This is a genomic window from Ruminococcus flavefaciens (assembly GCF_900108555.1).
GTDB lineage: Bacteria > Bacillota > Clostridia > Oscillospirales > Ruminococcaceae > Ruminococcus > Ruminococcus flavefaciens_P.
On record NZ_FNWV01000002.1, the window covers coordinates 65,359 to 79,726 of the forward strand.

The 14,368-nt window shown below is 43.3% G+C and carries 12 protein-coding genes; 8 read left to right on the top strand and 4 right to left on the bottom strand.

What is annotated here, in order from left to right; translation table 11 throughout:
• Both BLW60_RS16695 and BLW60_RS03515 read left to right on the top strand, forming a co-directional pair.
• Positions 1-1,779: dockerin type I domain-containing protein (locus tag BLW60_RS16695; RefSeq protein ID WP_242872822.1), on the top strand; the 1,779-nt coding region annotated here is incomplete at its 5' end.
• Between the two features lie 26 nt (positions 1,780-1,805).
• Positions 1,806-2,645: a dockerin type I domain-containing protein gene (locus BLW60_RS03515; RefSeq protein WP_074714511.1), complete on the top strand. Its 840-nt coding sequence runs from the start codon at positions 1,806-1,808 to the stop codon at positions 2,643-2,645.
• A gap of 210 nt (positions 2,646-2,855) precedes the next feature.
• On the opposite strand, the gene BLW60_RS03520 is transcribed toward BLW60_RS03515, so the two are convergent.
• A complete protein-coding gene (locus BLW60_RS03520) occupies positions 2,856-3,485 on the bottom strand; it encodes a metallophosphoesterase family protein (RefSeq protein WP_074714512.1) in 630 nt (209 codons plus the stop codon).
• A 100-nt stretch (positions 3,486-3,585) separates the two neighbouring features.
• On the bottom strand, positions 3,586-4,206 hold the full coding sequence (locus tag BLW60_RS03525) for a hypothetical protein (protein WP_074714513.1): 621 nt from the start codon (positions 4,204-4,206) through the stop codon (positions 3,586-3,588).
• A gap of 215 nt (positions 4,207-4,421) precedes the next feature.
• Here BLW60_RS03525 and BLW60_RS03530 point away from each other — a divergent pair, with 215 nt between their 5' ends.
• Positions 4,422-4,856, top strand: a complete 435-nt coding sequence (locus BLW60_RS03530) for an RrF2 family transcriptional regulator (protein WP_074714514.1) — start codon at positions 4,422-4,424, stop codon at positions 4,854-4,856.
• A 65-nt stretch (positions 4,857-4,921) separates the two neighbouring features.
• Here BLW60_RS03530 and cysK read toward each other — a convergent pair whose 3' ends face one another.
• Together cysK and BLW60_RS03540 are read right to left on the bottom strand one after the other, a co-directional pair.
• Positions 4,922-5,848, bottom strand: a complete 927-nt coding sequence (gene cysK / locus BLW60_RS03535; protein WP_074714515.1) for a cysteine synthase A — start codon at positions 5,846-5,848, stop codon at positions 4,922-4,924.
• A 244-nt stretch (positions 5,849-6,092) separates the two neighbouring features.
• Complete coding sequence (locus tag BLW60_RS03540) at positions 6,093-6,983, bottom strand: hypothetical protein (protein ID WP_074714516.1); 891 nt, start codon at positions 6,981-6,983, stop codon at positions 6,093-6,095.
• Between the two features lie 444 nt (positions 6,984-7,427).
• Here BLW60_RS03540 and BLW60_RS03545 point away from each other — a divergent pair, with 444 nt between their 5' ends.
• The 5 genes from BLW60_RS03545 (at position 7,428) to BLW60_RS03570 (ending at position 14,364) form a co-directional block, all read left to right on the top strand.
• Positions 7,428-9,497 carry a cellulase family glycosylhydrolase gene (locus BLW60_RS03545; protein WP_074714517.1) on the top strand — a complete coding sequence of 690 codons (2,070 nt, stop codon included), beginning with the start codon at positions 7,428-7,430 and terminating at the stop codon, positions 9,495-9,497.
• A 78-nt stretch (positions 9,498-9,575) separates the two neighbouring features.
• The gene (locus BLW60_RS03550; RefSeq protein ID WP_074714518.1) at positions 9,576-10,691 is read left to right on the top strand and encodes a hypothetical protein; all 1,116 of its coding nucleotides are present in this window, start codon (positions 9,576-9,578) and stop codon (positions 10,689-10,691) included.
• 123 nt (positions 10,692-10,814) lie between these two features.
• Entirely contained in the window at positions 10,815-12,404 is a 1,590-nt protein-coding gene (locus BLW60_RS17120; protein WP_081348106.1) for a GDSL-type esterase/lipase family protein, read from the top strand.
• Between the two features lie 56 nt (positions 12,405-12,460).
• Positions 12,461-13,378 (top strand): diacylglycerol/lipid kinase family protein, encoded by a 918-nt coding sequence (locus tag BLW60_RS03565; RefSeq protein ID WP_074714519.1) that lies wholly within the window; start codon positions 12,461-12,463, stop codon positions 13,376-13,378.
• Between the two features lie 2 nt (positions 13,379-13,380).
• Positions 13,381-14,364 carry a DNA polymerase III subunit gene (locus BLW60_RS03570; protein ID WP_074714520.1) on the top strand — a complete coding sequence of 328 codons (984 nt, stop codon included), beginning with the start codon at positions 13,381-13,383 and terminating at the stop codon, positions 14,362-14,364.
• The last annotated feature ends 4 nt before the right edge of the window (positions 14,365-14,368 follow it).

Genomic DNA, 14,368 nt, shown 5'->3' on the forward strand with positions numbered 1-14,368 from the left:
ACAAAGAAGACAACTTCAACTACAACTGTTAAGCCTACAGAAACAACAAAGAAGACTACTTCTGCAACAACTGTTAAGCCTACAGAAACTACTAAAATGACCACTTCTGTTACAATTGTAAAGTCTACCGAAACTACAAAGGAGTCAACTTCTACTTCTTTGTCATCGACTACAACAAAAACAGAGACAACAACAACTTCGACTTCAAAGACAACAAATACAACTACAACATTATCAAATACCACATCTACACAGACAGCAGGTACAACTTCCACAACTACAACATCTACAGTAACAACAACTTCAAAGCCTGTTGAGACAACTTCAACATCAACTACAACAGCTGCACAGTCAACAGAAACAACAAAGAAGACAACTTCAACTACAACTTTAGAGCCGACATCGGTAACTACTACAGATGTAACAACTACCGATCGTTCATACTGGACAGGTCCTAACGACTATGAGCTTACAACTTCCACAACAACTGTTAAGCCAACAGAAACAACAAAGAAGATAACTTCTATTGCAACTGCTGTGACCTCATCACAGACAACAACTACTACAATTACTGCCACAACAACTACATCTGATCCTCACGCACCATTTGCCAAGACAATAACAGGCGTTTTTGATCGCCTTGATTACAATGTTATCTGCATGACTGACGGCAGCCGTTATTCCTTTGTAACATCAGGCGTTCCGTCAGATGTTCTTGAGACACTTCATTCTCTGAAAAAAGGCGACAACATAAAGATAGAATGTATGATGACTGCACGCTGGAGCATAGTTATAACATCAATAGAAAGCATTGAAATAATTCCGTCTGCAACAACTACTACAGCTAAATCGACTGCCACAACTACAACTACAACAACAGTAACTTCTTCTAAGCCAACAGAGACTACAAAGAAGACGACTTCTACAACAACTGTAAAGCCAACAGAGACTACAAAGAAGACAACTTCTACAACAATTGTAAAGCCAACAGAGACTACAAAGAAGACAACTACTTCAACAATTGTAAAGCCAACAGAAACTACAAAGAAGACTACTTCTGCAACATCAACAAACACTACAACATGGATGATCTATACAACAACAACTACTGCTGCGATCACATCAACTACATCAACTTCAAAAACATCAATTGCATCTACTACTACAACTGCAAAGCCCGTAACAACAACTACTACAACAGAATTACCTACACTGACAACATCATCAACTTCAACAACAAATACAACAACTACTGCTACGATCACATCAACTACATCAACTTCAAAAACATCAATTGAATCTACTACTACAACTGCAAAGCCTGTAACAACAACTACTACAACAGAATTACCTACGCTGACAACATCATCAACTTCAACAACAACAAATACAACTACTACAACAACGATCATATCAACTACATCAACTTCAAAAACATCTATCGCATCTACTTCCAAAACAACTGTGACATCAACATCTACATCAACTGCAACAACAACACAGACAACTACAACAACACCTGACACAGGCAAGAGATATAAGCTCGGCGATCCTAACGGTGACGGTCTTATAGACTCAGTTGACGCTTCTGCAATACTGAAGATATATGCAAGATTATCTACTAACAGCTCAGAGCCTACAGAAAAGGAAAAGGCAACCAGTGATGTAAATAATGACGGACTTATCGACTCAGCAGACGCATCAAAGGTGCTTGCTTACTACGCATACATCTCAGCAAATGATACAATAGAGCTTGAAGCTTTTCTCAGCAGAAAATAAGCTTTTTACACAAAGGAGCATAAACAATGAACAAGTATATCAAAAAATTTATCTCAGTAACTGCCGCAGCAGTAATGCTCGTATCATCAACAGCTTTACAGGCTTTTGCAGATGCGGCCAAAGGCGATGAATACGACCTCGGCGGTCTTGATCTGTCGAAGGCAACTGTAAAGCCTACGATCAGTATAACTCAGGAGACCATTGCAGAGGGTGAATATAAAGCTCATCCTATCAGGACAATAGATGTTACTATAAGCGGTGCTACGGGAAAATACGACAATGCAGGATTCAGCGTAAAGGTAGATGACAGACTTAAATTAGTCAAGGACGACGAAGGCTATATCGCAGAAGCAGGTCCGGCTCTCAAAAGAAGTATGTTTGAATGTATTCCCGAAGGAGATAACGGTTTCAGAGTTATTATCGCAAGTGCAGGCGCGAAGAATGGTGACGGCGTAATGTTTTCATTTCAGGTCGAGCTTCCTGAGGGTATCAAATATGAAAAATTCCCTATTGAGATATACTACAATAAAGAAACCGATCTTTTCACTAATGAAGCAATGGACGAAGAGGGAAAGCTCATGGAAGCATGGACATTCACTCAGGGTATCGAGCATGGATATATAGAAGTATACGGTGATCTCTCACATGACCGTATCCCCAAGGGCGATGTGAACTACGACAGAAAGGTGGACTCTGTAGACGCTTCAATGATACTTGCTTTGTATGCCAAAATATCCACAGGCAAAACAGAGCCTACAGAAAAGCAGCTCACGGAATACGACTACAACGAGGACGGTGCTATAGACTCAGCAGACGCATCAAAGGTACTTGCTTACTACGCAGCAAATTCAACTTCAACTAAATAAACAGCAAGCCCCGAGGCATTGCCTCGGGGCTTGTCTTTTGAGCCATTAGCCGTTAGCCCAGTGTAGGGGCGAGTTCCGCTCGCCCGATAATAAAGCGGCGAAGCCGCTTCCTGATGACTAACGGCAAGATCAAAATTTTTTTAAATCACGCGATGATATCTACCTGATAATTCAGTGTCTCTCGCGGCTGTATTTTGTTTATCGGTATCATTATAGCGCGGAGCAAGGGTGCAGCGTCACGCTGCAATGCTCAAAGCTGACACCGTTTTCGTTAGCTTCGATCATAAGGAACGAAGCACCTTCCAGTCCGGAAGCCGAAACGGAAACTACATTTCCTTTCACGAAATTCTCGTGACAATGACCGACTACGACGAGATCGTATCCCTTTACTTCTTCGCTTTCACAAGCCTTATCGAACTCGCCGTTTTTCAAAGATGACAGCGGTAAGAACGGATAAGGCGCATTTACATCTAAAAACAGGAAATGCGAAAAACGTATTTTATACCCGTGACATTCGTTCTCATAAAGCAGCGGCATCTGCTTGATGAACTGCATCTGCTCGTCCGTAAGCTTTTCCCTGATACCGTCATAATAAGCTCTCAGGTGCTCAACATCGGGATCAACATCTACTCCATGCTCAGCATAAAGCTCGCAGTTGCCTTTCAGACAGACTATCTCACTTGCTTTTAAAAGCTCAAGACATTCTGTTTCTTCATTTCCGCGCTGAAAGATATCTCCCAAGAATACTGTCAGGTCGGGAGCTTTTTCCCTTATCTGTTCAAGCACTTTTTTCAAAGCTTTAAGGTTTCCGTGAATATCTGAGAATACTGCGATCTTCATAACTTATCCTTCTTTCTGTATCATGCTGTAAAAATAGAAAAACGCCATAGTGCTCATATCAGAAAACTATGGCGTAAAACTTTACGTTAACGGTTCGCTTTTACTTTAACACCGAAGCATCGGGTGCTGTGATCTTATCGGCAGTTATCTTATACTTGATAACTGTCTTTTTGTTGTTAGGATCCTTTCCTGTAGGGAAGAAGCATACATCAAATTCGTTCATTTCATCGCCCAGGATAAATCCTCCGATGATACCGCTGAACTGTCCGTTTGAAGGGATAGTGAACGGATCAACGAAATACTTGTCGTCCTTGAAATGGCTTCCTGCATAGAGCTGTGTGCGGACCTCTGAATAGAGCTTAGTGCCCTGAGGGAGCTGAATGTAGAAGTTGTTGAGTGTGCTGAGCTCGTATTCCTTATCGGTATTGTTGCGGAGAGTGATGTCAAAGTAGATGAACTTAGCATTATCATCGCGCATACCTGTATCGAGAACAGCGTTGAGAGTAAAGTCAGTATCGTTTGCGGATACCATAGTACCTAATTCGCCATTGATAACATCAGAACCCATAGAAGAAAGATCTACAGGAGACTTGTCCTCGTTAGAGCTTGTAGGACGCGGCTGAGATGTTACCGTAGACTTCTTTTTGCCAAGACAACCTGCGGAAACAGAAGCTGTCATAACAGCCGCAAGAAGTAATGCATAAAGCTTTGTTTTTTTCATTTTTCTATCCTCCGAATTGTTTGAAGCCGCTATACGGCGTATTTTTATTTATAACAACTATAGTATATCACATTTTACAGCGAAATGTCAAGATTAATTCGGATAAGCGAAAAATAATAAAAGATGCGAAAAAATCAAAAAAAGCACTTGCAAAACATAGTAAACCTATGGTATAATTAGCGTATATACAATGACCGCTTGAAAGGAGCGTACTAATGAAAATATCTACAAAAGGCAGATACGCACTCAGAATGTTGTATGATCTTGCTGTTCATCAGGAAGAAGGCTATGTATCTTTAAAGGATATTGCTGACAGACAGAGTATATCAAAAAAATATCTTGAACAGATAGTGCCTCTTCTTAATAAAACGGGACTTCTCAGGACTAATCGCGGAAACAGAGGCGGTTATATGCTTGCAGGAAAGCCAAGTGATATCACAGTGGGAGATGTGCTGAAAGCAACTGAAGGAAGTCTTGCACCTGTAGCGTGTCTTGATTTTGAGCCAAATGAATGTCCGAGAGTGAATGAATGCTGCACACTTTTTGTCTGGGAAGGGCTTAATAAAGCTATAAACGATTACCTTGACAATATAACTCTACAGACGATAATCGACCGAGGAACTGTTATGGGCGGAGACTATTGCATATAAGCATTTAATAATGACAAAAGCGGAGCTTTTAAGCTCCGCTTTTGCTGTATAATGGCATTTAAGAATTATTCAAACATAGGAGTTGATAGGTAACGCTCACCTGTATCAGGGAGAAGAGCAACGATGACCTTGCCCTTGTTCTCGGGGCGTTTTGCAAGCTGTATAGCAGCCCATACAGCTGCACCTGATGAGATACCAACGAGTACACCGTCGTTTCTTACGATGCTTCTGCCTGTTTCAAAAGCGTCCTCGTTTGAAACTGTGATGATCTCATCATAAATGCTTGTATTGAGTGTCTCTGGAACAAATCCTGCACCGATACCCTGTATCTTGTGAGGACCTGCTGTGCCCTCTGAGAGAACAGGAGAGCTCTTAGGCTCTACAGCAACAACCTTAACGTTAGGGTTCTTAGACTTGAGGTAAGCACCTGTACCGCTTAAAGTACCGCCTGTACCTACACCTGCGACGAATATATCTACCTTTCCGTCAGTATCGTCCCATATCTCAACACCTGTTGTCTTTTCGTGGATAGCAGGGTTAGCAGGGTTAGTGAACTGTGAAGGTATAAAGCTTCCCTTGATCTCAGCAGCGAGCTCCTCAGCCTTAGCGATAGCACCCTTCATGCCCTTTGAACCGTCTGTGAGGACAAGCTCTGCGCCGTAAGCCTTCATAAGGTTGCGTCTTTCGATACTCATTGTCTCAGGCATTGTGATAATGAGTCTGTAGCCTCTTGAAGCTGCAACAGAAGCAAGACCGATACCTGTGTTACCGCTTGTAGGCTCGATAATAACGCTGCCCTCGCGGAGTATGCCCTTAGCCTCAGCGTCGTCGATCATAGCCTTTGCGATCCTGTCCTTGACGCTTCCTGCGGGGTTGAAGTATTCGAGCTTAGCGAGGATAGTAGCATTGAGCTCGTGTGTTTTTTCAAGGTTTGTGAGTTCGAGAAGGGGAGTTCCGCCGATGAGATCAGTGATCTTCTTATAAGTTTTCATAATAATATCTCCTTTAATATATATTTAAATTTTCGTTTATTAAAAATAGCATTTCTTGCATAGGATATTCAACATCGTTTAGAAAGAATATCGTACATTCATCTCACTCCATTTCATTCCACTATATTTCCTATATGTTTGATATGATATTATTATAGCAGTAAAATTTACATTTGTCAATCCCTTTTTATGATTTTTTTGAGAAAAAAATAAAGCTCCCGATATTTCGGGAGCTTTTATACTTTTAGTTCTTTGGCTTTTCGCCTGTGGAAGCAGTAGCAGCGAACTTAGCAAATTCGCCTGAAGGGATAACGTCCTCAACTTCCATAGCGTTTGAGTCGAAGTATACCCATACGAGCATAGCAGCCATACCCGGGTTGTTCTTGAGGTTTATGCGGTAGCATACCTCTTCACCGGGCTTAGCGGAAACGTTGTCGCCGTATGCAACGAAGCCTGTTTCTGATGAAACGTCCTGAGCCTCGATGCTGCCGCCTACTCTGATATTACCCTGTATAACCTTATCGGGCTTGAGAGAATCGCCGCCGATAGTTGAGAAATCAGGGTTAAATCTTACAGCATAGTCCTTTTTCGGAATATTTTCCTTGAGCTTGAAGTATACCTCAATGAAGTCATCGTTGAACACATAGTCCTGATCCTTTGAGATATCGATCCACAGACAGTATCTGCTGTCTGTCTTGCTTACGTAGTTATCAACAGAAGCAGCTGTTGTAGCTTCTGCAGCCTTAGTAACGATCTGTGTGACTACCTGACCGTTAGCGTCTGTAGCCTTTTCACCGTTTGCCTCAGTAACTTCAACTATCTCTGTAGCAGGCTCTTTAGCAGCTGTAGGATCTTCGGCGTTAAGTGCTGTAGCCTCATCGGGAGCTGATGCGAGTCCGAGATCGGCAGGTGAACCTGACTGGAAAGGAGTTACGACAACATTGCCTTTTTCGTTGTCGATGTGCTCGAGAGTAGGAGCGTTGCTGTCCTCTGTTGCAGCGTCTGTAGCTGCGCTGCTGTCATTATTTCCGCTGCCGTTGTCTTTTTTATTTGAATCCATACATGATGCGGCAGATGTAAGCAGAACGCAGGCAACAGCTGCGATCGCGATCATTCTTTTTCTAAAATTACTCATATTTTGCGTCCTTTCATTTCATATAATGTTTTTATACGATTGAAAATGCGAAGCAGTGCTCTTCGCTAACCTTATAATAATTATACACGCGCCTTTAATATTTGTCAAGCCGAATAACAAATTGTAATCAATTCTTTGCATATTCACCACGGGGATTTCATCGTTCTGTCATTTTTGCCTGCAAGTGTAAAAACAGGTGATAAATTGGCAGATTAATAAATAAAGTCATACCAATTTATTGTTTATTAGTTCAAATCATGTATTGCAAAGAGTTCAAAGCCGTGTTATAATTATAGTAAGTGTTCTTAAAATCGATATCTGTATATTCCGCTTCTGTAAGATACACTATTATGACTCAAAACGATCAGCAGCGGAGCAGAGATATGGGGTATCGGTTGTGTTTGAGTTTTCGTGATCATCTATGATGAAGAGAGGAAATTTGAAATGAGGATAAGGAAGATCGCACTGATAGTTGCTGCGGCATTAGCCGTATCAGCAGTCGGCTGCGCGAAGGAAAAGGGGACTCCTGATGTATCCGAGAAAGAGAAGGAGACACAGGAGGAAATTACTACCGTTATTACCGAGGAGGAAACTACAGAGATGGCGACCGAGCATATCAGCCCAGTTGAGACCGTTTCAGCAACTCTTAATTCGCAGATAACCGTTAACAGGACTATCGGACGAGCTGAGGGAAGCAACACGATCAAGTTCCCCCTTGCCGATCTCATTGAGGACGGCGACAGGGTAAAGTCTTTTACTTTTACTATTTATTCAGGTGACGGCGGCGACATTGGCGGCTTTAAGGGAGGATGCGGCATTGCCGTTGACACCGATTGTCCTGCTGCAACGAATAAAGGTTGGTATCAGAGCCCTGATTTTTCAGCACCTACTCAGGGAAGCTATGGCGAGATAACATGGGAAGTACCTGACGAGCTGAAGGACTACATACACGCAGGGGGAGAAGTTCTGTTCGGATACTGGTGGGGCAATTGTGAGAGTATCAGGATAGAAAATGTTGTATGTACATACGAAAGAACGAGAGAAGTTCCCGTTGACGGCATGGGAGCAGCAGAGGTCGGCATCAGCGTGAACTATTCCGATCCTGACAATACTATCCATGTACCTCTTGATTTTATTCCCGATAAGGTAATACCTCAGGTCGTTACTTTCAAGGTAAGTGCGGCAGGAGGCTTTGGAAAATATACGGGAGCATTCGGCATAAACTCTTCAAAGGGCAAGTATCAGTCAGGTGATACTGCCGTATTCACAAACGATTCCAGCATAGAGCTGGTATGGTTCGTGCCTGATAAGGCTAAGGAGTGCATAGCTCAGAACAACGAGCTCGTGCTTGGCTACTGGTGGAGCGAACAGCCTTCCGTTACTCTTGATACTGTGTCTGTAAAGTACAGTCAGGGCGAGGGCTTTACAGGTGAATTCCCTGTGATGACAACTACAGCCGCACCCGAAGATAACGCTGCTGTCCAGACTGCAACAGTTGCCGCGGCAGAACGCGGCTTCCGTACAGCAGATGAGATAGTATCACAGATCAAGGTCGGCTGGAATTTGGGCAATACTCTTGACAGCTACAATACCGACAAGGAAGGCCTTGAAACCGAAATAGGCTGGGGCAATGTCAAGACTACAAAGGAGATAATCAAGTCAGTCAAGTCGGCAGGCTTCAATGCAATAAGAATACCTGTAACGTGGGCTGAGCATATGGACGGCGATACTATAAGCACCGAATGGATGAACAGAGTACAGGAAGTTGTGGATTATGCTTATAATGAAGGAATGTTCGTTATAATCAATATGCACCATGATGACTATATCTGGTTCGAGCCTCAGAAGTCGTCATATAACGGCGACAGCTTCAGGCTGAAAACCATATGGGAGCAGATATGCGAGCGTTTTGCCGATTATGATGACCGCCTTATATTTGAAGGCATGAACGAGCCGCGAACTGTAGGCTCTACAATGGAATGGATGGGCGGTACAAAGGACGAGCGTTCAGTCATAAACGATTACGCCAACGACTTTGTAAATACAGTACGCAAGAGCGGCGGAAATAATGCGGCAAGAACACTTATCGTAACTACTTATGCAGCTTCTGCCGACAGTATAGCACTCAACGATTTCAGAGTACCGACAGGCGGAAACATTATCCTGTCCGTGCATTATTATGCTCCGTGGAAGTTTGCGGAGGGCTCGGAAACAGCCTTTACCGAAAGCGGCAAGGACGAAGTAAGTGCAAAGTTCGCAGAGCTCAAAAAGAAGTTCATAGACAAGGGAACTCCTGTAATAATCGACGAATTCGGCTGCGTAAATGCAGCAAGTACTGCTACGCGCTGTGATTACTATAAATACTACATCAATAATGCAAAGGCTAACGGAATAAAGTGCTTTGTATGGGATAACGGAAAAATGAGCGGTGAATCAAGCTTCGGTATCTTCAACAGAGGAGCACTTACATGGGACGGCGACCTTCTCGGGGCAATAATGGAAGGCGCAAAATAAAGATCAGCTGCCTGTTCTGTTTGTAAAAGCGGAACAGGCAGAAATTATAATATCATCTTGATATAGGAGAAAAACACTATGTTATTCGGGGAAAAAAGAAACGATCTTGAACTTTATAGTTCTTACACTGAGATAGGTCCTGAGCAGATAGCATACCGCAGGATCACGGAAAGCGAGTATTTATCTCTGGCTTCAAAGCATAAAAGCCTTGCAAGAAGGCTTTGCTCGGGTTACGGCGCATTGGCGCTGTTCTGCTTAGTTTTCACAATAGGACTTATCATCTCTTTATTCACGGAAAAAGACATCGACCTGTCTATGAGATTATTTATATTCATACCTGTTACGCTTTTTTTGAACATCTGCGGTGTGTTCGGACTGCGCGCAGCAGTAAAGGAGCGTGTAACGCGTGAGTCGATGACAGTTCCTGGAGAGATAGTCGATAAACGTGAGATACGTGGTTACAGAGGCACAATAACCTGTATCATATACACGATAGCCATATTTGGCACAAAACAGCTTGTAAAGGTAAAATATCATCATTCGTATGCCGTTGGCAAAACAGTTCTTATTGTACGCGGTACATTAATTCCTTTTTTAGTGCCTATAGCAGAAGGCGCAGCAGAACATGATGTTGTGGGAAGCGTTTCAGCCGAATTTGCTTCAAGATCGGTAACAGTACCCGATCATCAGAATTATCGCAAGATAGGCTGTGAGGAGCTTTACAAGTACACCGCCACAGACGATGAGTATATGTCACTGCCCGAGGATATGCGCTCATGCAGACCTCTGGGACGCGGACTTGCAAGCGGCACATGGCTTGTTTCGCTTATAGTAACACTTGCCTGCATAGCAGGTATGATCTACAGCAGACATAAGGGCGACCTTACAATGGCTATAATGATCTTCGGTGTATTGTTCGTTTCGGGCATAATGCTGCTGCTTATGTGGGGAGCTGTGTTCAGAAGACCTCTTGCAAGAGGAACTACGACCTATGCCGACGGTATCATAATAGGCAAGGAGTATGACATGGGAGCGTGTATTTTTACTGTGATATTCCCCGAGTCGCAGCAGTATCTTCAGACGCTCAGGGTAGATAAGAAATATTTTGAACAGTTTGGCACAAACGAAAGAGTAAGGCTGTATTTCAACGAAAAATACAGAAAAGACTATGCTGTTTTTGTGCGCAGCATATAATTTTAGTTAATTTTTCCGCTTGACACGGATAAGATAATATTATATACTACATTTAGCTGCGGTTATATGATCCGCAGTTAAAAATGCAGTAATAAGTTCAATATTAAAACAGAGGAGGATCCTATGAAAAAGGTTTTATCAACATTACTTGCAGCGGCTTTAAGCGTTTCCGCTATCGCTGCAGTACCTTCCGCCGAGACTGAAAAGGCAGCTGCCGCAGCAAAGTCGGGAATGGTAATTCTTGGCGACAGTATCGCAACAGGATATACAAGACAGGGAGATGTTGCTCATAACTACGGCGAGATATGCGGCGATTATCTTGGCTGCAAGGTCTCAAACTATGCAGTTGTAGGCGATACAACAGATGATATGCTCGCACTTATCGACAAGATGTCTGCCGAGCAGAAAAAGAATATTTCCGATGCCGAATACGTTGTTATTTCCATAGGCGGCAACGATATCATGCAGTATATTGCAAAGGGACTTATTGATTTTGCCCTTTCAAAGCCCGATCAGAATTTCTTCAATGAAGGCTATACAGCAGCTGATATCCCGAAAAATCCGTCTATGAGCACATTGACTACGGTCCTTAATATAAACAGCATACTTTCCTATGCAAACAGCGGTATAAGAGCACAGATAGAGCTCAGCAGTCTTTTCGGTGATATCGGAAGCAACCTCAGCTTCAAGAACAAGAACTATGAGGGATACATCGAAACTCACATTATCCCTAACATAGAGACAGCAGCCGATAAGATAAAGGCTGTAAATCCCGATGCAAAGATAATGGTGCAGACCATTTATCAGCCTATACAGTTTGATCCTACATATATCCAGAAAACATACGGCACAAAGTCGAGCACCGCTACTTTCATCAGCCTTTTAAGATCTCAGATGGAGATCGTAATGGGAAGCTATTCAGAGCATATCAGTGCTGTTGACGGTATCGACGTTGTTGACGTAAAGACAGAATTTACATCATATGACGGAGAGCTTTCAACAGATACTCCCGGTAATACAAATTACTTCGTTGATGTTCAGACAGGCGGACTTTCAACTATGGACGTTCACCCAAATCAGAAGGGACATCTTGCTATCGCAGCTGCCATACTCAGCAAGATAGGCAAGCTCCACGTTGATGACGGACTTCTTACAGAGGTATACAACGGCATAAAGGATAAGGACAAGTATCCTGCAATTGCATATGCAACATACAAGAAGGTAGCAGGCGAGCCTAAGGTAACAACTACATCAACTACAACAACAACTACCACAACAACTTCCAAGACTACTACAACAAGCAAGACTACCACTACTACAACGACATCAAAGACTACTACCACAACATCAAAGACAACAACAACTACATCTAAGCCTACAACCACTACTACATCAAAAACTACAACAACTACATCTAAGCCGACTACTACCACAACTACAACAACAACTACTCCAATAAAACACGGCGATATAAATAACGACGGTCTCGTTGATTCCGTAGATGCTTCAGGTATCCTTGCAGAGTATGCAAGACTTTCATCAAACGATGCAAAGGGCAAGTTCACTACTGCTCAGGGTAAGGCAGCAGACGTTGACAATAACGGTCTTATCGACTCGGTCGACGCTTCAAAGGTACTTGCTTACTATGCATACGTATCAAATACAGACAATGCAAAGTCTATAGACGAATATCTCAAGACAGGCAAAAAGTAAACATAACGACAGCGGACAGGCAAAACTGTCCGCATCGTCATATAGGGAGAATATAAATGGAAAAGATATATTTTATAGTTAATCTTGTTGCGGGGAAAGCAGTTATCAGCAAGAAACTGGGGAAAATCATCGACGAATTCGTTAAAGACGGATATGAAGTGACTGTACATACTACTCAGAGCAGTGATGATGCCGTGGAGCAGGCTGCATATGCCTGTGAGAACGGCTTTGACAAGCTTGTTGTAGCAGGAGGCGACGGTACTCTCAGTCAGTGTCTGCAAGGGGTAATGGACAGTGAAAGAAAGATACCGATAGGCTATATACCTGCGGGTTCTACAAATGATTTTGCCAAGAGCTTGGGTATACCCTCGGATAAAATGAAGGCAGCAGAGGTCGCTGCTATAGGAGAGCCTGTGTTATGCGACGTGGGCGGATTCAATGGCAGGTATTTCTCGTATGTTGCAGCTTTCGGAGCTTTTACCAATATCACGTATGAGACCTCTCAGAGAGTCAAGAATGTATTCGGACACGCTGCTTATATAGCAGACGGTGCGACTCAGCTCGGCAGCATAAAGGCAAAGCCTATGCGCATAGAAAGCGGTGATACCGTGATAGAAGGCGACTTCATCTACGGTATGGTAACTAATACCGCTTCTGTTGCGGGAATGATAAAAATGAAGGATTTCATGCTCAATGACGGAGCTTTTGAGGTCACTCTCGTAAGAAAGCCGCAAAATCCTGCCGAACTCGGAAAAACAGCATTGTCACTTTTAAAGAATGATATGACGGATAAGAACATAATCTTTTTCCGTACTGACAATGTTACTATCACCAATCTTTCCGACGAGCCTTTTTCGTGGACAAGAGACGGTGAATACGGCGGAGAAGAAGTGGTCAACCGCATCTGCTGCCATAAAAAAGCAGTACCCTTTATTGTAAATAACAAGGACGGACTTCCCTTGGAAAAGGAATGAGTATGAAAAAAATTTACGGAAACAAGCAGCTTCTTGATACTCTTGCAGGTATGGCTTCAAGCGGCAGGACTGCACATTCTCTGCTGATATGCGGTGAAAAGGGCAGCGGCAGGAAGCTTATGGCAAGGTATTACACACAGTCGCTCATGTGCGAAGCTCCCGTGGGCGGAAAGCCCTGCGGTGTGTGCAACGCCTGCACCAACATAGAAAAGGGCATACACCCTGATGTCATATTCCCCGAAAAGACGGGAAAGCTCAATAATTTCAGCGTCAAAGAGGCGAGAGATGTCATAGCTGACGCATATGTAAAGCCCAATAACAGCAGCGGCTGCAAGGTGTATATTTTCGAGGACTGCCATAATGTTGATACCAGAACGCAGAACGCTCTGCTGAAGCTCATAGAAGAACCGCCCGATTATGCATATTTCATCTTTACCTGCGGTTCAAAGTCGGAATTCCTGCCGACTATCATATCAAGATGCGTGTGCTTCACCACATCGCCAGTTACCGAGGAAGAGGCTGCACAGTCTCTTGCCGAGAGTGGATTTGAGCCCGACGATATACGCAGGGCAGTCGATTGCTTTCACGGCTGTATAGGTATGTGCGAGCAGTATATAACAGATGAGGAACTGAGAAAGCGTGTGGATTTGACAAAAGCCCTCGCAGATAGTATAATAAAAAAAGATGAGTACGCTCTCAATGTGGGATTTTTCTCCCTCGGACGCGAACGCGATGACGTAAGAGAGGTGCTTTCTATGCTCGACAAGCTTGTGCGTGATGCAGCAGTACTTGGAAAAGACATAAACGGGCAGACTATAGGCTGTTTCCGTGAGGGGGCAGTGAGACTGTCGGAGCTTATCATACCGAGTCAGGCTGCAAGGATACACTCGTGTATCGAAAAGTCATGGGGCGCAGTCGAGAGCAATGTAAGTATACCGCTGGTGCTGACGGCACTGTGCGCTGAGATAATGGATATCATCGGATAGACCA